The 19,342-nt window shown below is 62.9% G+C and carries 16 protein-coding genes; 9 read left to right on the forward strand and 7 right to left on the reverse strand.

The window, feature by feature from the left end; all coding sequences use genetic code 11:
* Nucleotides 1-50: 50 nt before the first annotated feature.
* Nucleotides 51-2,138 (reverse strand): ATP-binding protein, encoded by a 2,088-nt coding sequence (locus A9K65_RS07425; protein WP_027163147.1) that lies wholly within the window; start codon nucleotides 2,136-2,138, stop codon nucleotides 51-53.
* A 67-nt stretch (nucleotides 2,139-2,205) separates the two neighbouring features.
* Nucleotides 2,206-2,931, reverse strand: a complete 726-nt coding sequence (locus tag A9K65_RS07430) for a response regulator transcription factor (RefSeq protein WP_024503023.1) — start codon at nucleotides 2,929-2,931, stop codon at nucleotides 2,206-2,208.
* Nucleotides 2,932-3,025: 94 nt separating this feature from the next.
* Here A9K65_RS07430 and A9K65_RS07435 point away from each other — a divergent pair, with 94 nt between their 5' ends.
* The gene (locus tag A9K65_RS07435; RefSeq protein WP_013529302.1) at nucleotides 3,026-3,727 is read left to right on the forward strand and encodes a response regulator transcription factor; all 702 of its coding nucleotides are present in this window, start codon (nucleotides 3,026-3,028) and stop codon (nucleotides 3,725-3,727) included.
* Between the two features lie 72 nt (nucleotides 3,728-3,799).
* On the opposite strand, the gene A9K65_RS07440 is transcribed toward A9K65_RS07435, so the two are convergent.
* Nucleotides 3,800-3,967: a hypothetical protein gene (locus A9K65_RS07440; protein WP_013529303.1), complete on the reverse strand. Its 168-nt coding sequence runs from the start codon at nucleotides 3,965-3,967 to the stop codon at nucleotides 3,800-3,802.
* 183 nt (nucleotides 3,968-4,150) lie between these two features.
* Between A9K65_RS07440 and A9K65_RS35605 the strand changes: the two genes are divergently transcribed.
* Both A9K65_RS35605 and A9K65_RS07450 read left to right on the forward strand, forming a co-directional pair.
* The gene (locus A9K65_RS35605) at nucleotides 4,151-4,405 is read left to right on the forward strand and encodes a hypothetical protein (RefSeq protein WP_198327566.1); all 255 of its coding nucleotides are present in this window, start codon (nucleotides 4,151-4,153) and stop codon (nucleotides 4,403-4,405) included.
* Between the two features lie 251 nt (nucleotides 4,406-4,656).
* Nucleotides 4,657-5,112: a L,D-transpeptidase gene (locus A9K65_RS07450; protein ID WP_013529305.1), complete on the forward strand. Its 456-nt coding sequence runs from the start codon at nucleotides 4,657-4,659 to the stop codon at nucleotides 5,110-5,112.
* Nucleotides 5,113-5,310: 198 nt separating this feature from the next.
* On the opposite strand, the gene A9K65_RS07455 is transcribed toward A9K65_RS07450, so the two are convergent.
* Nucleotides 5,311-8,394, reverse strand: a complete 3,084-nt coding sequence (locus A9K65_RS07455; RefSeq protein ID WP_064993239.1) for an efflux RND transporter permease subunit — start codon at nucleotides 8,392-8,394, stop codon at nucleotides 5,311-5,313.
* Complete coding sequence (locus tag A9K65_RS07460) at nucleotides 8,391-9,722, reverse strand: efflux RND transporter periplasmic adaptor subunit (protein ID WP_064993238.1); 1,332 nt, start codon at nucleotides 9,720-9,722, stop codon at nucleotides 8,391-8,393. The genes A9K65_RS07455 and A9K65_RS07460 overlap by 4 nt, the downstream gene beginning before the upstream one ends.
* Nucleotides 9,723-9,867: 145 nt before the next feature.
* On the opposite strand from A9K65_RS07460, the gene A9K65_RS07465 reads away from it, so the two are divergent.
* Together A9K65_RS07465 and A9K65_RS07470 are read left to right on the forward strand one after the other, a co-directional pair.
* Nucleotides 9,868-10,401, forward strand: coding sequence for a TetR/AcrR family transcriptional regulator (locus tag A9K65_RS07465; protein WP_064993237.1), 534 nt, complete (start codon nucleotides 9,868-9,870; stop codon nucleotides 10,399-10,401).
* Between the two features lie 124 nt (nucleotides 10,402-10,525).
* Complete coding sequence (locus tag A9K65_RS07470) at nucleotides 10,526-12,127, forward strand: inorganic phosphate transporter (RefSeq protein ID WP_013529309.1); 1,602 nt, start codon at nucleotides 10,526-10,528, stop codon at nucleotides 12,125-12,127.
* Nucleotides 12,128-12,556: 429 nt separating this feature from the next.
* Here the strand turns inward: A9K65_RS07470 and A9K65_RS07475 are convergent, their stop codons facing one another.
* Both A9K65_RS07475 and A9K65_RS07480 read right to left on the reverse strand, forming a co-directional pair.
* The gene (locus A9K65_RS07475) at nucleotides 12,557-13,717 is read right to left on the reverse strand and encodes a patatin-like phospholipase family protein (RefSeq protein ID WP_024503027.1); all 1,161 of its coding nucleotides are present in this window, start codon (nucleotides 13,715-13,717) and stop codon (nucleotides 12,557-12,559) included.
* A 47-nt stretch (nucleotides 13,718-13,764) separates the two neighbouring features.
* Complete coding sequence (locus A9K65_RS07480; RefSeq protein ID WP_063169133.1) at nucleotides 13,765-14,511, reverse strand: acetoacetate decarboxylase; 747 nt, start codon at nucleotides 14,509-14,511, stop codon at nucleotides 13,765-13,767.
* Between the two features lie 223 nt (nucleotides 14,512-14,734).
* On the opposite strand from A9K65_RS07480, the gene A9K65_RS07485 reads away from it, so the two are divergent.
* The 4 genes from A9K65_RS07485 to A9K65_RS07500 all read left to right on the forward strand — a co-directional run bounded on the left by A9K65_RS07485 (nucleotide 14,735) and on the right by A9K65_RS07500 (nucleotide 19,340).
* Entirely contained in the window at nucleotides 14,735-15,523 is a 789-nt protein-coding gene (locus A9K65_RS07485; RefSeq protein ID WP_027163142.1) for a 3-hydroxybutyrate dehydrogenase, read from the forward strand.
* Nucleotides 15,524-15,982: 459 nt separating this feature from the next.
* Entirely contained in the window at nucleotides 15,983-17,311 is a 1,329-nt protein-coding gene (locus A9K65_RS07490) for an NAD(P)H-dependent oxidoreductase (RefSeq protein ID WP_064993236.1), read from the forward strand.
* 2 nt (nucleotides 17,312-17,313) lie between these two features.
* Nucleotides 17,314-18,342, forward strand: coding sequence for a thiamine pyrophosphate-dependent dehydrogenase E1 component subunit alpha (locus tag A9K65_RS07495; RefSeq protein ID WP_063169131.1), 1,029 nt, complete (start codon nucleotides 17,314-17,316; stop codon nucleotides 18,340-18,342).
* Complete coding sequence (locus A9K65_RS07500) at nucleotides 18,342-19,340, forward strand: alpha-ketoacid dehydrogenase subunit beta (RefSeq protein ID WP_027163140.1); 999 nt, start codon at nucleotides 18,342-18,344, stop codon at nucleotides 19,338-19,340. The genes A9K65_RS07495 and A9K65_RS07500 overlap by 1 nt, the downstream gene beginning before the upstream one ends.
* Nucleotides 19,341-19,342 lie beyond the last annotated feature (2 nt).

The raw sequence follows: 19,342 nt of genomic DNA on the forward strand, positions 1-19,342 counted from the left end.
GCGCCCTCCAGTGCGCTCCTTTTGGCTCCCGCCCCCGGGAGCCTCTTTTTTTATCCTTTCAAGGCCGCCTGTTCGGCGATGGCGGAGAGCACGCTGCGCACATCCAGCGTGCTGAACGGCTTTTCCAGAATCTGCGGTCGCTGGTGCGCCGGCAAGGCTTCGATTTCGGCTTTGGCACCGATCAGGTCTCCGGTGACCAGCACGAAACGTCGCGCCAAATCGGGCTTTTCGGCGAGCAGCTCACGATAGATCGATATGCCGCTGACGCCGGGCATGCGCAGGTCCGAAAAAACGATGTCCGGCGGCATATGGCCGCTCAAGGTGGCGGCGGCCGATTCCCAGACCGGCACGATCCGCGACTTGATGCCCATCAGTTCGAGGATGTCGGAGAGCGAGCCGGCGACATCCGGCTCGTCGTCGATGATCAAGGCATGGCGCAGGCCGCTCGATCGCGGCTGGTTGTCGCCGGCGGTGGCGAGGCCGGCCACGATGGCCGGCAGCTGGACGACGAAACGCGCGCCTCTCGGGAGCACTTCCTCGAACCAGACATTGCCATTGTGCCGCTCGATGATCGATTTCGAGATCGACAGGCCGATGCCGGTGCCGACGCCGACCGGCTTGGTGGTGAAATAGGATTCGAAGATGCGGCCGCGGATCGCTTCGGGCACGCCGGGCCCATTGTCCTCGACCGAAAAGCAGGGATGATCCCGGTCGCTGCGGAACGTCCGCACCTTGATCAGCCGGTCGCCGGCAATGCCAGCCAAAGCGTGCTGGCTGTTGATGAGGAAATTGGCCGCCACCTGCGTCACATGGTCGGCGTCGGCCATGGCCAGCAGCGGGCCTGCGGCGAAATCGGTGTCGATGATGATGCCGCTTGAGCGCGCGCCATAGGCGGTCACTTCAAGTGCCGCCCGGATCACCTGGTTGAGGTCGGTCTCGGCTTGTGCCGCGGGATGGAGGCGGACCATCGACAGGAAGCTCTTGACGATGCGGCCGCAGCGCTCTGCGGCCGCGCGGACCTTTTCGGCGCGCACCTTGGTTTGCGGATCGGAGGCGAATTCGTGCAGCAGCGTCGATTGCGCCACAACCACGGCCAGCGGGTTGTTGAGCTCGTGCGACACACCGGCCAGCAACGAACCCATGGCCGCCATCTTCTCGTTCTGGTGCAGCTTCTCGCGTTGCCGGCCGATTTCCTCCTCGGCGCGCAATTTGTCGCGCAGGTCGCGGATGGAGCCGAAGATCAGGCGGCGGTCGGCAACCCGCATCTCGGTGGCCGTCAGCTCGATCGGGAACACTTCGCCGGCGGCATTCTGGGTCACCGTCTCGAGCCGCTGGCCGACCATCGGCGCGCCGCGGCCGGACATGTATTCGGCTCCTGAGGCATAGCCCTTGCGGTAGTAGATCGGCACGATCGTATCGAGCAGGTCCTTGCCGAGGATGTCGCTGCGCTGGAAGCCGAACATCTTCTCGGCGGCCGGATTGAATTCGATAATCGAGCCGGTCTCGTCGATGACGACAATGGCGTCGAGCGAGGCCTGCAGCATGGTGCGGCGAATGACCTCGCTGGCGTGGGCGTCGGAGGGCGAGCGCTCTATGGCGTCGCCGATGGCCAGCGCGATGATGTGCAGCGTCGCCTCTTCCTCGTCGGTCCATGCACGCTCGTTGATGCAGTCATTGACCGCCAGCGTGCCCCAGAGATGGCCGTGCGCGAAGACCGAGACCGAGAGGAACGATTTGATGTTCTGCTTCTCGAAATCGGTCCTCAGGAAGCCTTCGAGGTCGCGCGTATGGCCGGCGAAGATCTTGCCTTGCCTCTCGTCCTCGGCCAGCCGCTCCAGCAGCGGGTCGGAATTGACGATCGATTGCATGATGACGGTCGGTGATGCCAGTTCGCCGCCGAAAAGAGGGTCGATCCAGTAGGCGGCGACGGATTGGGCGAAGCCCTGGCCGGGCAGTTCGCGCAAGCGAAACAGGATGCCGCGCTGGCAATCCATGGCCCGGCAGAGCGTTTCCAGTATGCCGTCCATCTCGCGCTGCCAGTCGCCGGCCTCGCGCAGCCGGCGAACGACGCGCACGGCCGCCATCGCCGCGCCCTGCCGGAACCCTTGCATATCGGTGCTTGCTGCTTCAGCGATCATCTTGTGCTGTCATTCCGGAGTCGCGCCAATTCGGCCGGCGAGCAACCACATCCTTCTGGCCCGGTGCTCAGTTGCCGTCGCCGGCCGGCAGCGAGAAGATATAGCCCTCGCCGCGCACCGTGCGCAGGAATTTCGGATTGGCGGGATCGGCCTCGATCTTTTTGCGCAGCCGCATGATGCGAATGTCGACCGCGCGTGACGATTCCGGATCTTCGGTGAAACCGATCGCCTCGGAGATAGCGGCGCGGGTCAGCAGCCGGTTGGCGCGGGTGAGGAAAATCTCCAGCACGTCGAACTCGCTCTTGGCCATGTCGATCACCACGCCATTGGCGCCGGTGACCAGCCTGCCGTCGAGATCGGCCTGGAAGGGGCCGAAGGCAACGGAACGGCGATCCGCCCCGGCCCTCTTGTCCTGCAGCTCTTTGGGCTGGGGAACCCGGCGCAACACGCTGCGCACCCTGGCCAGCACTTCGCGCAATTCGTAAGGCTTGACGATGTAGTCGTCGGCACCGAGTTCCAGCCCGACAATGCGGTCGAGCGCGGTGCCGGCCGCGGTCGCATAGATGATGCCGATCGGCAGTTTCGAACGCAGCCAGCGGCCAAGCGAGAGGCCGTCCTCGCCGGGCATGGCGATGTCGAGAATGGCAAGATGAAACGACTGCGTTTCAACGAGGCTGCGCGCGGCGGCCGCACTTTCAGCGGTGGCCACGTCATATCCGGCGGCGCCAAGGTATTCGGCGACAGCGTCCCTCAGGTCGGGCTCATCCTCGACGATGACAATTCTTGCCCGCACGATGCTTTCGCTCCCACTTTCAGTGGAAAGTAGATTGGGTATAAACATCATGTCCAGCACTCATATCCGGGTTGCCAGGGAACGGTTGGAAAACATGGCCGCACGATCCGTCATTGCGCTCGTTTCGGTAGCCGAAGTGGTCGCGACCGAACTCGCCGACCATCTTGAACGGCGCGGCCATGACGTGCATCAGGCACGCCAGCCCTGGGAAGCCGAATCTCTGCTGTCGGGAAAGGGCATCGACGTCGTCGTCGTCGGCGACAGCCTCAGCCAGGCGGAGGGGCGGGACCTGCTCAGACGTTATGGCGGCCAAGGAGGAGGCGGTGAGGGCGGACCGGATTTCATCCTGATCTGCCGCCCGGCCGATCTTGTCGACAAGGTGCTGGCGCTGGAGCTTGGTGCGGCCGACGTCGTCGAGAGCCCGCTCAATGTCCGTGAACTGGCCGCCCGTGTCGGCGGCCTGCTTTCGCGCCGCGGCAGGGGCACCCAGGAACTGATCGTGCTGGAGAACGCGACCGTCGATCTGAGATCGGCGATGGTCATGCATCGCTCCGGCACGGAGGAACAGCTTTCGCCCGGTCAGGTGGCGCTGCTCAGGCTGTTCCTGGCCAGTCCGCGCAAGGTTTTGACGCGCGACGACATCATCGCCGCGGCGCCTGCCGAAAACGCCGATGCCTTCGATCGCTCGATCGATTCGCGCATCGTGCGGCTGCGCCGCAAACTCGACACCGAAACCATCACCACCATACGCGGCGCCGGCTACCGGTTCGATCCGCCGCGGCAATTCGCGGACTGATTGCCGGGCACTGACGCAGTCTCTGGTTTCGGGCATCGGATTTTCCATCTCCGGCCCCGACGCTCTTGGCGCTCAGCGTACCAGCAGAAGCGATGGACCCACCGGCATGTCACTGCCCATGGTCAGCTCGCCAGCGTGGGCGCGGTCCCTGAGCAGCACGGTGGCAAGGCCGGCAAAGCCGAGCAGGCCCTGGGCGTAAAGCAGTGCGGAAAGCACCGAAGCGGCAAATTTCGTTTTCATCGTACCAATTCCCCAAAATGGTTTGTTGCTGGTCGCTTCAGGATACCCCCCGAAGCGCCCGCGCCGCCCACGGAACCCCCCGTCTCGGCGCGGGCCTTCGGTCCTCTCGGCAGCAAGTTGCCGGAGGCGCCGCGCAAACCCGTCAGCCTAAGGCCGACCCGCCAGAGGGCCTTTAGCCGGGCGATGCGCAGGCTGGAAACAATCCAGACCGTGGCGAAAAACAGTGCGGCGTGCAGGGTCGAAATCTCGCCTGAAGTCATCGCGCCGAGGCTTGTCAGCGGGGTGCCGGCAACCGTGCCGACGCCGCCGATGACCGCTGCCGCGATGCTGATCCTGAAAAGCCAGGACAGCGCGTTCGATTTCGTTCCCATGTTCGTTACCGGCTGTTTTCGTTGCGTCAACTTTGCTTGCGGCCCGTATCCGGATCATGCCGCTTGAAACCTCGCTTTGTTGCAGTTCGGTTTCGAGATCTACGGCGGCCCTTTCGAATACTGCTAATTCGCACTTTCGTTTAGCGACGGATACCCATGTTCCTGACCTTGGTCTTGCTAGGGTCTCGCTGGCGGGCCACCGACGGCTCTAATGGGGTTGGCGTTTGTTAACCAGTGGAAACAGATTCGAAACACAAATGAGCATTTTGCGAAATCTCTCCGAGCCGGCTGGACCGGCAGAGAGAGGGGATTTTCTTCATGCATACCGCCATTTCCGCCAAGCTCATCAACATCGCCGCCGCCGCGCTGACCGGTGCCGCACTGCTGTTCGGCTCGGGCGCCGCGCATGCCGCCAACAAGATTGTGGCGCGCGTTTCGCTTTCGCAGCAGATCATGGAAGTCTCCGTCGACGGCCGGCCGACCTTCGCCTGGAAAGTCTCCACCGGCGACCGGGCCCATGTGACGCCGACCGGCTCGTTCAAGCCGACCCGCATGCATGAAATGTGGTATTCGAAGAAATACGACAACGCCCCGATGCCGCACTCGGTCTTCTTCAGCGGCGGCTATGCGGTGCACGCGACCTATGCGATCAAGCGCCTCGGCCAGCCGGCTTCGCATGGCTGCGTGCGGCTGCACCCCGACAACGCCGCCGATTTCTACCAGCTCGTCGAAACCTTCGGGGCGACCAACACCAGCATCGTCATCGTCAAGTAGCAGGCTGGAAACGGTGGCGTGGCAGCATGCTGCCGCGCCTCAAAGCTCCCTCCGGAAACGCTGCGGTATTGCGTACAGTTCAAACCGGCGGTATCGAGCCCAGCCAAAAAGAAAAGAGGCCGGGAATTTCCCGGCCTCTTTTCTTTTGTTTCCATCAATCTGCCCCGCGCATTTCTGGGCGGGACTCCCTCGACCGTCCTAGCTCGGCAGTGCCGGCATCAGCTTGGGGTCCGGCTTCTCCGCCAGATGAGGCAGGTCCTTGCTGGCGATGAAGGTGTAGAACATGGGCACGACGAAGAGCGTGAACATGGTGCCGACCAGGATGCCGGTGAAGATGACCAGGCCCATCGAATAGCGGGCCGCGGCACCAGCGCCGCTGGACGTGATCAGCGGCACAACGCCGAGCGCCATCGCCGCCGTCGTCATCAGGATCGGCCGCAGGCGCACCTTGGCCGAGGCGATGATGGCATCGCGCCGCCGCATGCCATGCTTTTCACGCTGCTGGTTGGCGAACTCGACCAGCAAGATGCCGTGCTTGGTTATCAGACCGATCAGTGTGATCAGGCCGACCTGCGTGTAGATGTTGAGCGTGCCGAGGCCCAGATTGAGCGGCACGATCGCGCCGAAGATCGATAACGGCACCGCCATCATGATGATCAGCGGGTCACGGAAGCTTTCAAACTGCGCCGCCAGCACCAGATAGATGACGACAACTGCGGCCGCGAAAGCGATCAGGATGGTGTTGCCCTGTTCCTTTTCCTGCCGCGATTGACCGGAATAATCGATGAAGAACGTGTCGGGCAGGCTCTCCTTGGCGATGTCCTCCAGCGCCTTCAGCCCGTCGCCGGTGGTGACGCCGGGCAGCGGAAGCGCCGAAATCGTCGACGAATTCAGCTGGTTGAACTGCTCGATCGCCGCCGGCGCCGCATTGGTCGTAATCTTGACCACCGCCGATAGCGGCACCATCTCGCCGGTCACGCTGCGTACGAAATATTCGCCGAGCTTGTCGGGGTCGTCGCGGAACTCCTGCGGCACCTGCGGGATGATGTCGTAGCTGTTGGAATCGCGGTCGAACTGCGCCACTTCGGCGCCGCCGACCAGCAAGGTCAGCGTGCGGCCGATATCGGCGATCGGCAGGTTCAGCGCGGCGGCGCGGTCGCGGTCGATGGTCACCGTCACCTCCGGTGCGTCATAAGCCATCGAATTCTGCACGACGATGAAGCGGCCGGAGGCCTGCGCCTTGTTCTTGATCTGCTCGGCCACCTCGTACACTTCCGAGGAAGCGCCGGTCGATCGCACCACCATGGAAATGGGCAGGCCGCCGCCGGAGCCCGGCAGCGTCGGCGGTGCGAAGACGAAGGCCTCGACACCGGCCACTTTGGCGATACGGGCCGTAATGTCAGCCTGCAGTTCCTTCGAATTGCGCTTGCGTTCCGCCCAGTCCTTGAAGGCATAGCCGACGAAGGCGCTGTTTGTCGTGCCGCCGAAGGCGACGGCCGAGAACTGCGCCCGTGTTTCGGGAATATCCTTCACCAGGCCGAGGATCTGGTTGACGTATGTCTCGGTGTAATCGGACGTCGCATAACGCGGCGCCGTCACAATCGAGAGCAGAAAGCCCTGGTCCTCTTCCGGCGCAAGTTCGCTCGAGGTCTTGGTGAACATGAAGCCGGTGACGCCGACAAGCGCAAGCACGATGATCAGCGTCAATGGGCGATAGTTCAGCGATCCGGTGACGGCGCGTTCATAGACATGCTCGACGCGCGCGAAGGTGCCGTCGACAATGCGCTGGAAACGGCCCGGCGTGCCGGACTTCAAGAGGCGTGCCGACATCATCGGGGTGATGGTGATGGCGATGACACCCGACAGCACCACCGAGCCGGCGAGCGTGACCGCGAATTCACGGAACAGCGCGCCGGTCAGGCCGCCGGTAAATGCCAGCGGTGCGAACACGGCGGCCAGCGTCATGGTCATGGCAACGATGGCTGATGCGATTTCGCGCATACCGCTGAACGCAGCCTGCATCGGCGACATGTGATCTTCTTCCATGTGACGGTGGATGTTCTCCACCACCACGATGGCGTCGTCGACGACCAGGCCGATCGCCAGCACCATGGCCAGCAGCGACAGAAGGTTGATCGAGTAGCCAACCGCGAACAAAAGGAAGCAGACGCCGATCAGCGACAACGGGATGGTGATGATCGGCATCATCACCGACCGGAAGGAGCCAAGGAACAGAAGGATGACGACGACGACGATGGCAACCGCCTCGCCGATGGTCTTGAACACCTCTTCAATCGAGGCGCTGATCTGCCCGGTCGCGTCGTAGACGACCTCGATCGTCATGCCTTTCGGCAGTGTCTCCTGAATCTGCGGCACCAGCTTGGTGAGCGCAGCCGCCGTGGTCAGCGGATTGGCCGCCGGCGTCGGGAAGATGGCGAGGAAGGTGCCTGGCTTGCCGTTGAACGAGACCCTGGTATCGGTGTTCTCGGCGGCGAGTTCGACGCGAGCCACGTCGCGCAACCGCACCACATTGCCGTCGGTCGAGCGCAGCGGCAGCTCGGCGAATGCCTCCGGCGTCTGCAATGTCGAGCGCACGGTGATCGAGGAAACGACATACTCGTTCTGGGTGTTGCCAGGCGCCGACAGGAAGTTGGAATTGTTGATCGCCGTCAGCAGTTCGGAGGCGGTCACGCCGCGCGCTGCAAGTTTGACCGGATCGATCCAGACGCGCATCGAGTATTCCTGGGCGCCGAAGATCTGCACGTCGGCGACGCCTTCGACCGTCGACATGCGCGGTCTGATGACGCGCTCGATATACTCCGTCAGCTGCTCCTTCGTCATGTTCGGATTCTGCATCGAGATGTACATCATCGCGAACTGCTGGCCGGTGCCCTTGACGATGACAGGGTCCTTCGACGCGTCCGGCAAAGTGCCGCGCACGCCCTGGACCTTGGACAGAACTTCGGTCAGCGCGACGTCGGGGTTCGAGCCGAGCTTCATCTGCACCGTCACGGTGCTGGAGGACGGGCGGCTGGACGAGGTGACGTAGTCGATGTTTTCGGTCGAGGCGACGGCGCGGGCGATCGGGGCGGAAATGAAGCCCTGGATCAGATCGGCGCTGGCGCCTGGATAGGCCGTGGTGATCGTGATGGCCGTTTCATCGACCTTCGGATACTGCCGGATCGACAGGTTGAAGATGCCCTGGAAACCCAGGAGCAGGATCATGCAAGCAAGGACCGTCGAAAGAACAGGCCGGCGAATGAAGAGATCTGAAAAGCTCATTGCTGGTCGGCCTGCTTGTTCGCCGATTTGGTCGGGTCGATGGTGTTGTCCACAACGACGGACATGCCGTTGAAGAGGCGGTTCTGACCGGCGGTGACGACCTCGTCGCCGGCCTTCAGCCCCTCGACGATCTCGACCATGCCTTGATTGCGGCGGCCGGGCTTGACGAACACCTGAGACAGCACGAGCGCGGGCTTGTCACCTTCCGCCGCCGGCTTGGCCCCATCGGCAGCCTTGTCAGTTGGCTTTGCCGCATCGGCGGCAGGCTTGGCTGCATCAGCCGCCGGCTTCATGGCATCGGCCGGCTTGGTGTCCGCAGGCTTGGCGTCAGCCGATTTGTCGGCTGCCGGCGCAGCGGGTTTTTCCTCCGGCTTGGCAGCTGGCGCTGTCTCGGCGGGCTTGGCTGGCTGCACCACGAAGATGTAGTCGCCATAGAGACTTGTCGTCAGCGCCGTCTGCGGCAGGGTCAGCACGTTCTGCTCTTCGGGCAGTTCGACACGCACCTGCACGAACTGGCCGGGGGTCAGCTTGCCATCGGGATTGGCGACTTCCGCCCGGATGTTCACCAGCCGGCTGGACGAGTCGATCTTCGGGTCTATGCCACGAATGGCGCCTGCGAATGGCCTGTCCTCGCCGCCAAAGCCCAATCGAATCGTCTGGCCGATCTTGAGCAAGGCGAGTTGCTGTTCGGGAACCGTGAAATCGACCCGCATCGTGTCGAGGTCCTGCAATGTCACCACGGCGGTGCCGGGCGCCAGATACTGGCCGACATCGATCTTCGGGATACCCACCGTGCCGCCGAAAGGCGCCGTCAGCTGCTTCTGGTCGAGCACGGCCTGCAGCTTGGTGACTTGGGATGCCGAGGCCGAGGCCGCCGCACGCGCCGTGTCCAGCGTCGAGTCGGAGCCAACGCCACGCCTGGTCAGTTCGATGGCGCGGGCAAGTGAGGTCTGGTCTAGCGCGGCTTGCGCCTTCTGTGCATCGAGGTCGGCGCGCTCGACGGCGTCATCGAGTTGCAGCAGAACCGCATTGTCCGCCACCTTCTGGTTGGCATGGAAAAGGATGTCCTTGACGATACCGGTAGTCTCGACCGTCAGGTCGACACCGCGCACCGCCTTGACCGTGCCGATCGCCTCGACGCCTGGCGTCCAGGCCGAAGGCTTGGCGATGGTCGTCGAAACGGTTGCCGCCGGCGGCTTCATCGATGCGAAGTACTGCTTGATGCCGTTGTCGCGCAGGAAGTTGAAGCCGACGATGCCGCCGACCACGACGACGAGCAGTGCCAGAATCAGAACAATGATAAAGATACGAAGTATGCGCTTGAACAAGGAAGTCCCCTCAGTCGAAATCCGGCGCGAAGCGCGGATATCGGGACACATACCGACTGCGGGTCCCGATTTCAAATAATGGCGGTCTTCCTGTACCGTCTGGACGGTCTTGTCAATTGGGCCTAAGCTTGCGACGGGAGGCACCATGAGAGCCCAAAGACCGAATTCGCGCGAGAAGATTCTCGCCGCGGCGGCTGATGTTGCCCGGGAATCCGGACCAGGCAGCCTGTCGCTGGATGCCGTCGCCAGCCGTGCCGGCGTGTCGAAGGGAGGGCTCCTCTACAATTTCCCGACCAAGGCCAAATTGATGCAAGGTTTGGTCGAAGGCTATCTGCGCGAGTTCGAGCACGCGCTGGAAGCCGCCCGCACAAATGACAAGGACGAAAATCCCCTGGCCGTCTACATCAGGCTGTCGGCCGATGATTGCGAGGAAAAGCAGCCGTCGGCGTCCTGGATCTTCTCGGCCATCGCCGAGGATCCCGATTTCATGATGCCGATAAAGACCTTCAAGCGGCAGCTTTTCGAGCGGCTGAAGGGCGAGACGCCGGATCTCAAATCGCTGTTGATCTGCTATCTCGCCATCGAGGGATTGCGCAGCATGAACCTCTTCGATTCGGATGTCCTGTCGAAAGACGAGCGCCAGTTGTTGGTATCGTCCCTGCTCGAGATTGCCAAATAGGCGCCGCCCACCCGCTTTTCGGCGGGCCTGTTCGTGAACGCGGCGTTCGCCGGCGTCACACAGGGTTCATCGTGCGGACATAGCGTCTTCCCAGTTCTTTGCTGCAATGCATCTGGAGTGGGACATGGTGGACATAGTTTCTAGCGAGGCGGGCATTCCGAGACCGGATCATCCGCTGGATCAATCGGGCAGCGCGAAGTGGTTCCTGCCGGCCTTCGGCGTGCTGGTGCTCGTCGGCATCGCCTATGTCGGCTACGCGCTCAGCCAGGATCTTGCGGTGGCCAAGACCGTGCCGTGGATCCTGCTTGGCATCGCCTTGCTGATCGCGCTCGGCTTCGAGTTCGTCAACGGCTTCCATGACACCGCCAATGCAGTGGCGACGGTCATCTACACGCGCTCGATGCCGGCCGAATTCGCCGTCATGTGGTCGGGCGCCTTCAATTTCCTCGGGGTTCTCACCTCCAGCGGCGCGGTCGCTTTCGGCATCCTGTCGCTGCTGCCGGTCGAGCTGATCCTGCAGGTCGGCTCGTCCTCGGGCTTCGCCATGGTGTTCGCGCTGCTTGTGGCGGCGATCCTGTGGAATCTCGGCACCTGGTTCCTCGGACTGCCGGCGTCGAGCTCGCACACGATGGTCGGTTCGATCATCGGCGTCGGCCTTGCCAATCAGTTCATGGCGCCCGCCGGCAGCGCCACCAGCGGCGTCGACTGGTCGCAGGCGACCAATGTCGGCGTCACCCTGCTGGTGTCGCCGATCATCGGCTTCTTCGCCGCGGCGATCCTGCTCTATGTAATGAAGCTGCTGGTGCGCAATCCGGCGCTCTACGAGGCGCCGAAGGGCAACACGCCGCCGCCATGGTGGATCCGTGGCTTGCTCATCTTCACCTGCACCGGCGTCAGCTTTGCGCATGGCTCCAATGACGGACAGAAGGGCATGGGCCTGATCATGCTGATCCTGATCGGCGTCGTGCCGACGGCCTATGCGCTGAACCGCACCCCCGACATCAACTATCTCGAAGCCTACAAGTCTGCCTCGGTCAGCGTCGAAACGGCGCTGGGCAAATATGCCAAGCCCGGGGTCACCGTCACCGATGCCAAGGCCGCCGTCCAGGATGCCGTGCGCACCAGGACCTGGAACGACCAGACGACGGTTGCGCTGCAGACCTACATCCACAACACGACGGCTGGCCTGCAGCCCTATGCCTCGGTCGAGACGGTGCCGACCGATCTGGTCAGCAACGCCCGCAACGACATCTATTTGATCGGCGAAGCGCTCAAGCTGATCGACAAGAAGCAATTGCTGCCGATGGAGGCGGCCGATCTGAAAGCGGTCACCGACTATCACAAGGCCGTCGACAACGCGACGAAGTTCATCCCGATCTGGGTGAAGGTCGCCGTCGCGCTGGCGCTCGGCCTCGGCACCATGGTCGGCTGGAAACGCATCGTCGTCACGGTCGGCGAGAAGATCGGCAAGAGCCATCTGACCTACGGCCAGGGTGCGGCGGCCGAACTCGTGGCGATGGTGACCATCGGCATGGCCGATCGGCTGGGACTGCCGGTGTCGACGACTCATGTGCTGTCGTCGGGCGTTGCCGGAACGATGGCGGCGAACGGTTCGGGGCTGCAATGGGCGACGGTGCGCAATCTGCTGCTTGCCTGGGTGCTGACGCTGCCGTGCTCGATCACGCTGGCCTTCGTGCTGTTCATCATCTTCCGCCAGGTGTTCTGAGCCGAGCGTATAAGCGTCCAAAGAAAAGGCAGCGCCGGGTGACCGGCGCTGCCTTTTTTCTTTAAGTGAGCACTGCGTTCAAGGGGCGAAGACGTATTCGTTTCTGTTGACGTGGAACATGCCTAGGAAATTGGCCGAAACGCCTTTCGCTTCGTCATCCTGTGGCGGAGCAGGGAGCGAAGCGACGCGGCGCAGACCATAGGATACATGCCGCGACTCCTGAGCGTTGCCGCGGTGCAGAATTCTGCTCCGCTGCACTCCGTGGCAAAGGTCACGGCATGGATCCCAGGGTCTCCGCGACGGAGCTTCGCTCCTGCTTCGCCCAGGGATGACGAAGTTTGGAGGCGTCGGCCAATCTCGAGCGTCGGCGATGGCCGTTCAAACGAATCCTGGCCAACAACGCTGAACCGTTGGGCATACCCGGCCTGGCTACGTCGGGTCTTCGCGATGCAGGTCATGGATGGCCACACCGTCGACATTGGTCGGCATCGTCAGCCACTCACGATGGCGCAAGGTGCGCTGCGTGTCCTCCAACCCTGTCTCCCAATGCTCGCGCATCGAGGTGCCTGAGAACTCATAGTCCTTGGCGTGACCCTCATAGCCCTTGTGCTGATAGATCAGGTGCACGATGTTGACGGTGCCGGCGTCCGAATAGTCCTCGATCAGCGCTTCCTCGGCCGGCGTCCGCAACTCCTTCGGCACCCGTTTCAGTGCATCGAGCAGGCGCATCTTGAGACCGTGGATGCGTTTGAAATTGTCAGTGTTTTGCCGTGTGCGGCTCGAATACATGATGTCCTTGTGGCGCGACAGCACGTCCGGCATGCTGCGCGGCAGGACGCCTCGCGCGCTGAACAGGTCGACCTGGAAAACCAGCGAGGAACGGTCCTCTTCCTGGTCGAGCAGATATTGCAGCGGCGTGTTGGAGACGATGCCGCCGTCCCAGTAATATTCGCCTTCGATGCGGATCGACGGGAACGCCGGCGGCAGCGCGCCGCTGGCCATGATGTGCTCCGGTTCGATGCGGACCTTGTCGGTGTCGAAATAGACGAAGTTGCCGGTCCGGACGTTGACCGCGCCGACGCTCAACCGCTTCTTGCCGTCGTTGAGGATGTCGAAATCGATCAGGCTTTGCAGCGTCTCCTTCAGCTCGGCCGTGTCGTAGAAGCTGGTGGCGCCCTCGGCGCCGGGCTGCTCCATCCAGGGGTTAGGATTGCGCGGCTTGAAGAAGCCCGGCTGCCCCATGACCATGGTCATCCACGAACTGGTGCGATTGCGGATATCACGGTAGATGTCGCCTTCCGGCGTATAGGCCCAGATCTTGCGACCCGAAATCGTCTGCCAGAATTGCTCGAGGCGCTGCAGCCGGCGGCTCGATTCATTGCCGGCGATGATCGCCGCATTGATGGCGCCGATCGACACGCCGGAAAGCCAGCTCGGCTCGCAGCCGGCCTCTGCCAATGCCTGGTACACCCCAGCCTGGTAGGCGCCGAGCGCGCCGCCTCCCTGAAACACCAGCGCGACGCGGTCATACTGCGCCGAGATCTCCGCGATGGTGGCGGTGGCCTCCTTGTTGCGATTGCGTTCGAGCACGGCTTTGGTCTCCGACTTCTGTTTGGGCTCTGAAAGGCTTGTGCAGCTCAGGTGCGGTCGGCGAGATAATCGTGAACCACTTCGCCCAGCCCAAGCGTCAGATCGGCGGTGAAGTGGACGGCGGATACGATGTCGAGCACCGGCAGCCGCGCCACGTCGGCCATGACGTGCGGCCGCAAATCGAGTGCGGCGGGCGCAGTCCAGGCTTCCTTCAGCGTGATGTCGGTGAGGTGGTAGCGGACCAGTTCGCAGATGCGCGGCGTGCCGTCGACATGCGGGACGATCTTGATCAGGAAATTGGGCGCGGCCAGCGAAGCGAGGACAGAGCCGTGATCGGCTTTCTTGTGCTTGTAGCCCATCGTGCCGGTGGCGCACAGAACGCTGCCATAGTGCAGCGTGCCGACGATGACCTCGCCTTCATGCACGATCTTGGGATTGGCAAGCTTCTTGGGAAAGCCCCACAGTTCGCGGCCGCCGGCGATCGGCGCGTCGTCGTCGAGATACATCGAATGGACGTAGGCGCCGTGCTGGCCCTTGTAGCGCACCGGGATGACCTGGCCGGTCTCGGTGTAGTCGCCGAAACCGGTCGAGTCAGGCATGCGGATGAATTCGTATTTGACCAGCGGCTCGTCGATCTCCAGCGGCTCCGGCACGACAGCCTCTAGCGCCTCGCGCGTCGTGCGGTAGGTGATGATGACGTATTCGCGGTTGAAGAAACGGTACGGCCCGGGGGGAAAGGAGGGGTTGGTCAGCGGCATCGCATAGGCGCGCTTCACGACATCGGCGATCTGCAAGGCTGTAGCCCCATTTTGGTTCAGGAATGACTGCGCCAATGCGCTCCGGATTATGTTGCACGGCACCATGACAGTGCCGTGTCAGCCGCCGGACAGCCGCCCAAGAGGCCTGTCGACGGCCGTCTCAATCCTGTAATCGCACCGACATATGGCTATGGCACTGTCATGGTGCGGCGCACAAAGGCGGCCCCGTTCGTTCCCTCCCACCTCTTGCGAGATCATCATGGGTTTCCTGTCTTCGAAGAACGCCCTCGTCACCGGCTCGACCAGCGGCATCGGCCTGGCCATCGCCCGCGCCTTTGCCGCCGAAGGCGCCAATGTCACCATCAACGGCCTTGGCGATGCGGCTGCCATCGAGCAGGAGCGCACCGGCATCGAGAGGGATTTCGGCGTCAAGTGCCGCTATTCCGGTGCCAACATGATGGATGGCGCGGCGGTCAGCGCCATGGTGCGTGAGGCCGAGGCTGCCTTCGGCAGTCTCGATATCCTGGTCAACAATGCCGGCATCCAGCATGTCGCGCCGATCGAGGAGTTTCCCGATGACAAGTGGGAAGCCATCATCCGCATCAATCTGCTCGCCGCGTTCTACGCCATCAAGGCGGCACTGCCGGGCATGAAGACGCGCAAATGGGGCCGTATCATCAACACCGCCTCGGCGCATGCGCTGGTCGCCTCGCCGTTCAAGTCGGCCTATGTGTCGGCCAAGCACGGCATTGCGGGCCTCACCAAGACGGTAGCGCTCGAAGCAGCGCTCGACGGCGTCACCGTCAATGCGATCGCGCCGGGCTATGTCTGGACGCCGCTGGTCGAAAGGCAGATTCCCGACACGATGAAGGCGCGCGGCATGACCGAGGAACAGGTCAAGCACGATGTGCTGCTCGCCGCCCAGCCGACCAAGGAATTCGTCACCGTCGACGAGCTCGCCGCGCTGACGCTGTTCCTGTGTTCGGACGCGGCCAGGCAGGTCACCGGCACCACCTTGCCGATGGATGGCGGCTGGACGGCACAGTAGAGGATAATCCAAGCGTTCCGTTTGCCTGCTGGTGCCGCTGGGCGCTGGCAGAAAAGCACCCGCCTATGCCGTGATCTTAATCGATGCGGATGCCGTGGTCGTGCATTTCCATGATTTTCCGATCGACGCGGCGGGTTGCCCGTCTCCGGCAGGCTTAGCGGGACACTGAGCAAGACTTCCCGCGAGGGCCAAGATGCCGCCAGTCGCATGTGCCGGCCTATTGCACGGCAGCGCAACAGGCTGCGCCGTTGCTGAACTGAACGATCCCAACCGATGCCCATCCGCGCACTGACGGCGACTGCGCGGCATCGGGTTTCCCAGCCTCTTTCTCGTCCCGCCGGACTACGGTGAAAGTGTCCAAAAAGCACGGGAATATGGACATTAGTCTTGACAGAAATACAGATGTTCAATACCCGTCAGGCAATCGAACAAGCCTGCATTATGGGAGGAACGAGCGGTATGGCTTCCAATGTTTCGTTGACGGGTCTTGCCCGCGATCTCGAGGAACGCGCAAAGTCGGGCAAGCCTATCCGCATCGGCCTGATCGGCTCGGGCGAGATGGGAACCGACATCGTCACTCGTGTCGCCCATATGTCGGGCATCGAGATCGGCGCCATTTCCGAACTGAACCTGCCGGCTGCCAGCAAGGCCGTCGATATCGCTTTCCAGGAAACCGGGCATGCGCGCGAAGTGTCGAATGCTTCGGCTATGACGTCGGCGATGGAAGCCGGCAAGGTCGCGGTCACCAACGACGCCGACCTTGTCATCAACAATGATCTGATCGATGTCGTCATCGACGCCACCGGGGTTCCCGCCGTTGGCGCCGAGATCGGGCTGCGCGCCATGGAACATGGCAAGCATCTGGTGATGATGAATGTCGAGGCCGACGTCACCATCGGCGCCTATCTGAAAAGCGAGGCCGACCGGCTCGGCGTCACCTATTCACTGGGCGCCGGCGATGAGCCGTCCTCCTGCATGGAGCTGATCGAGTTCGTCTCGGCCATGGGTCACCCGATCGTTGCCGCCGGCAAGGGCAAGAACAATCCGCTCAACATCGACGCTATTCCCCCGGACTATGAGGAGGAAGCCAAGCGCCGGCACATGAATGTCCGCATGCTGGTCGAATTCGTCGACGGCTCCAAGACCATGGTCGAGATGGCGGCAATCGCCAATGCCACCGGCCTGGTTCCAGACAAGGCCGGCATGCATGGCCCGGCGGCGACGCTTGGCGAACTGTCCAAGGTGCTGGTGCCGCAGAAGGATGGCGGCGTTCTGTCGAAGGTCGGCGTCGTCGACTATTCGATCGGCAAGGGTGTCGCGCCCGGCGTCTTCGTCGTTGCCGACATGTCGCATCCGCGCATCTCCGAGCGCATGGAAGATCTGAAGATGGGCAAAGGCCCGTATTTCACTTTCCATCGTCCCTATCACCTGACCTCGCTCGAGGTGCCGCTGACCTGCGCGCGCGTCGTGCTCTACGGCAAGGCCGACATGGTGCCGCTGGCAAAGCCGGTGGCCGAAGTCGCCGCCATGGCCAAGAAGGACATGAAGCCCGGCGAGAAGCTCGATGCGATCGGCGAATATTGCTACCGCGCCTGGATCATGACGACGCCTGAGGCGCGCGCTGCCAAGGCCATTCCCTGCGGCCTGCTGCAGGGCGGCTCGGTCACCGCGCCGATCAAGAAGGGCGAACTCATAACCTACGCGAATGCAGCGCCCGCGGCGGGCTCCAAGATCGCCGAACTGCGCGCTCGCCAGGACAAGCTCGTCTATGGGACCGGGGGAGCGTGATCATGGCCACAGCCAGCAAAGCCGTCACTGACAGTCGCGCCAATCTGCCCTTCGTCTACCGCCAGTACAGCGCCGAGCAGCTCAAGCAGGTGCTCCACAAGATGTACCTGATCCGCCGCTTCGAAGAGGGCGCGGAGGAGTGCTACACGCGCGGCCTCATCCATGGCACCATGCATTTGTCGATCGGCCAGGAAGCCAGCGCCATGGGCATCTGCATGCCGCTTGCCGAGGATGACCAGATCACCTCGACGCATCGCGGTCACGGCCACTGCATTGCCAAGGGCGCCGAGGTCAAGCGCATGTTCGCCGAGTTCTTCGGCAAGACCACAGGCTACTGCAAGGGCCGTGGCGGCTCGATGCACATCGCCGATGTCGGCAAGGGCAATCTCGGCGCCAATGGCATCGTCGGTGGTGGTATCCCGATCGCCGTGGGGGCGGCATTGTCCTCCAAGATGATGAAGACCGGCAAAGTCGTGGTCTCGTTCTTCGGCGATGGCGCCAACAATGAAGGCGCTTTCCACGAGGCGCTCAACATGGCGGCGGTCTGGAAGCTGCCTGTCATTTTCGTCTGCGAGAACAATGGCTACGGCATGTCGACATCGACAGCCCGCTCGACCGCGGTCAAGAACATCGCCGAGCGCGCCGCCGCCTATTCGATGCCGGGCGTCATCGTCAACGGCAACATCTTCTCCGAGGTCGCCGAGGCGTCTCATCAGGCTGTTGCCCGAGCCCGCGCCGGCGAGGGACCGACGCTGATCGAGTCCAAGACCTATCGCCATCGCGGCCATTCCAAGAGCGACCGCAACCGCTATCGCACCAAGGAAGAGATCGAGGACTGGATGTCGAACCGCGATCCGATCACCCTGTTCGAAAGCGAGCTCAGGGAATTCGGCTTCATCGACGACAAGGGCATCGAGGCCATTCGCGATGCCGTGGCGCAAGAGATCGCCGAGGGCATCGAGTTCGCCAAGGCGAGCCCATCGCCCGATATCAGCGAGACGGGAAATTACGTGTATACGGAGCAGGCGTGATGGACGCGATGGTGCGTGAACTGAGCTACGCCCAGGCGATCCAGGAAGCCATGGCGATCGCCATGGACATGGACGAACGCGTTTTCCTGATGGGCGAGGATATCGGCGTCTATGGCGGCGCCTTCCAGGTCACCGGCGACCTGGTCGAACGTTACGGCGCTGACCGCGTCATCGACACGCCGATTTCGGAACTGGGCGGCGCGGGTGTCGCGGTGGGCGCTGCGCTCACCGGCATGCGGCCGATCTTCGAGTTCCAGTTTTCCGATTTCGCCACGCTTGCCATGGAGCAGATTGTCAACCAGGCGGCCAAGATGCGCTTCATGCTGGGCGGCGAGGTTTCTGTTCCCGTGGTGATGCGCTTTCCCGCCGGTTCCGGCACCGGTGCGGCGGCTCAGCACAGCCAGAGCCTCGAAGCCTGGCTCGGCCATGTGCCGGGTCTGAAAGTCATCCAGCCGGCGACCCCCTATGATGCCAAGGGCATGCTTTTGGCGGCGGTCGCCGATCCCGATCCGGTCATGATCTTCGAGCACAAGCTGCTCTACAAGATGAAGGGACCGGTGCCCGAAGGCTATTATACCGTGCCGATCGGCAAGGCAGATATCCGCCGCGAGGGCCGGGATCTCACCATCGTCGCCACCTCGATCATGGTGCAGAAGGCGCTCGACGCGGCGGCCGTGCTGGAGAGCGAAGGCATCGACGTCGAAGTCGTCGATCTCCGGACCATCCGGCCGATGGACAAGCAGACCGTCATCGACAGCGTCAAGAAGACGTCGCGGCTGCTATGCGTCTACGAAGCGGTCAAGACGCTGGGCATCGGCGCCGAGGTCAGCGCCATGATCGCCGAGAGCGAAGCGTTCGACTATCTCGACGCGCCGATCGTGCGGCTGGGCGGCGCCGAAACGCCGATCCCCTACAATCCGGAACTCGAGAAGGCGACGGTGCCGCAAATTCCGGACATCATCACCGCCGCGCGCGACCTCGTGAAAGGGGTCCGCTAGCC

This window comes from Mesorhizobium sp. WSM1497 (assembly GCF_001672455.2).
GTDB lineage: Bacteria > Pseudomonadota > Alphaproteobacteria > Rhizobiales > Rhizobiaceae > Mesorhizobium > Mesorhizobium ciceri.

Bases quoted from the DNA above. Each gene is read 5' to 3' on its own strand.
- A9K65_RS07500 (WP_027163140.1), top strand. From the start codon at position 18,342: ATGGACGCGATGGTGCGTGAACTGAGCTACGCCCAGGCGATCCAGGAA.
- A9K65_RS07495 (WP_063169131.1), top strand. From the start codon at position 17,314: ATGGCCACAGCCAGCAAAGCCGTCACTGACAGTCGCGCCAATCTGCCC.
- A9K65_RS07490 (WP_064993236.1), top strand. From the start codon at position 15,983: ATGGCTTCCAATGTTTCGTTGACGGGTCTTGCCCGCGATCTCGAGGAA.
- A9K65_RS07425 (WP_027163147.1), bottom strand. From the start codon at position 2,138: ATGATCGCTGAAGCAGCAAGCACCGATATGCAAGGGTTCCGGCAGGGC.
- A9K65_RS07440 (WP_013529303.1), bottom strand. From the start codon at position 3,967: ATGAAAACGAAATTTGCCGCTTCGGTGCTTTCCGCACTGCTTTACGCC.
- A9K65_RS07455 (WP_064993239.1), bottom strand. From the start codon at position 8,394: ATGAGCTTTTCAGATCTCTTCATTCGCCGGCCTGTTCTTTCGACGGTC.
- A9K65_RS07450 (WP_013529305.1), top strand. From the start codon at position 4,657: ATGCATACCGCCATTTCCGCCAAGCTCATCAACATCGCCGCCGCCGCG.
- A9K65_RS07470 (WP_013529309.1), top strand. From the start codon at position 10,526: ATGGTGGACATAGTTTCTAGCGAGGCGGGCATTCCGAGACCGGATCAT.
- A9K65_RS07465 (WP_064993237.1), top strand. From the start codon at position 9,868: ATGAGAGCCCAAAGACCGAATTCGCGCGAGAAGATTCTCGCCGCGGCG.
- A9K65_RS07435 (WP_013529302.1), top strand. From the start codon at position 3,026: ATGGCCGCACGATCCGTCATTGCGCTCGTTTCGGTAGCCGAAGTGGTC.
- A9K65_RS07485 (WP_027163142.1), top strand. From the start codon at position 14,735: ATGGGTTTCCTGTCTTCGAAGAACGCCCTCGTCACCGGCTCGACCAGC.
- A9K65_RS35605 (WP_198327566.1), top strand. From the start codon at position 4,151: ATGCGCAGGCTGGAAACAATCCAGACCGTGGCGAAAAACAGTGCGGCG.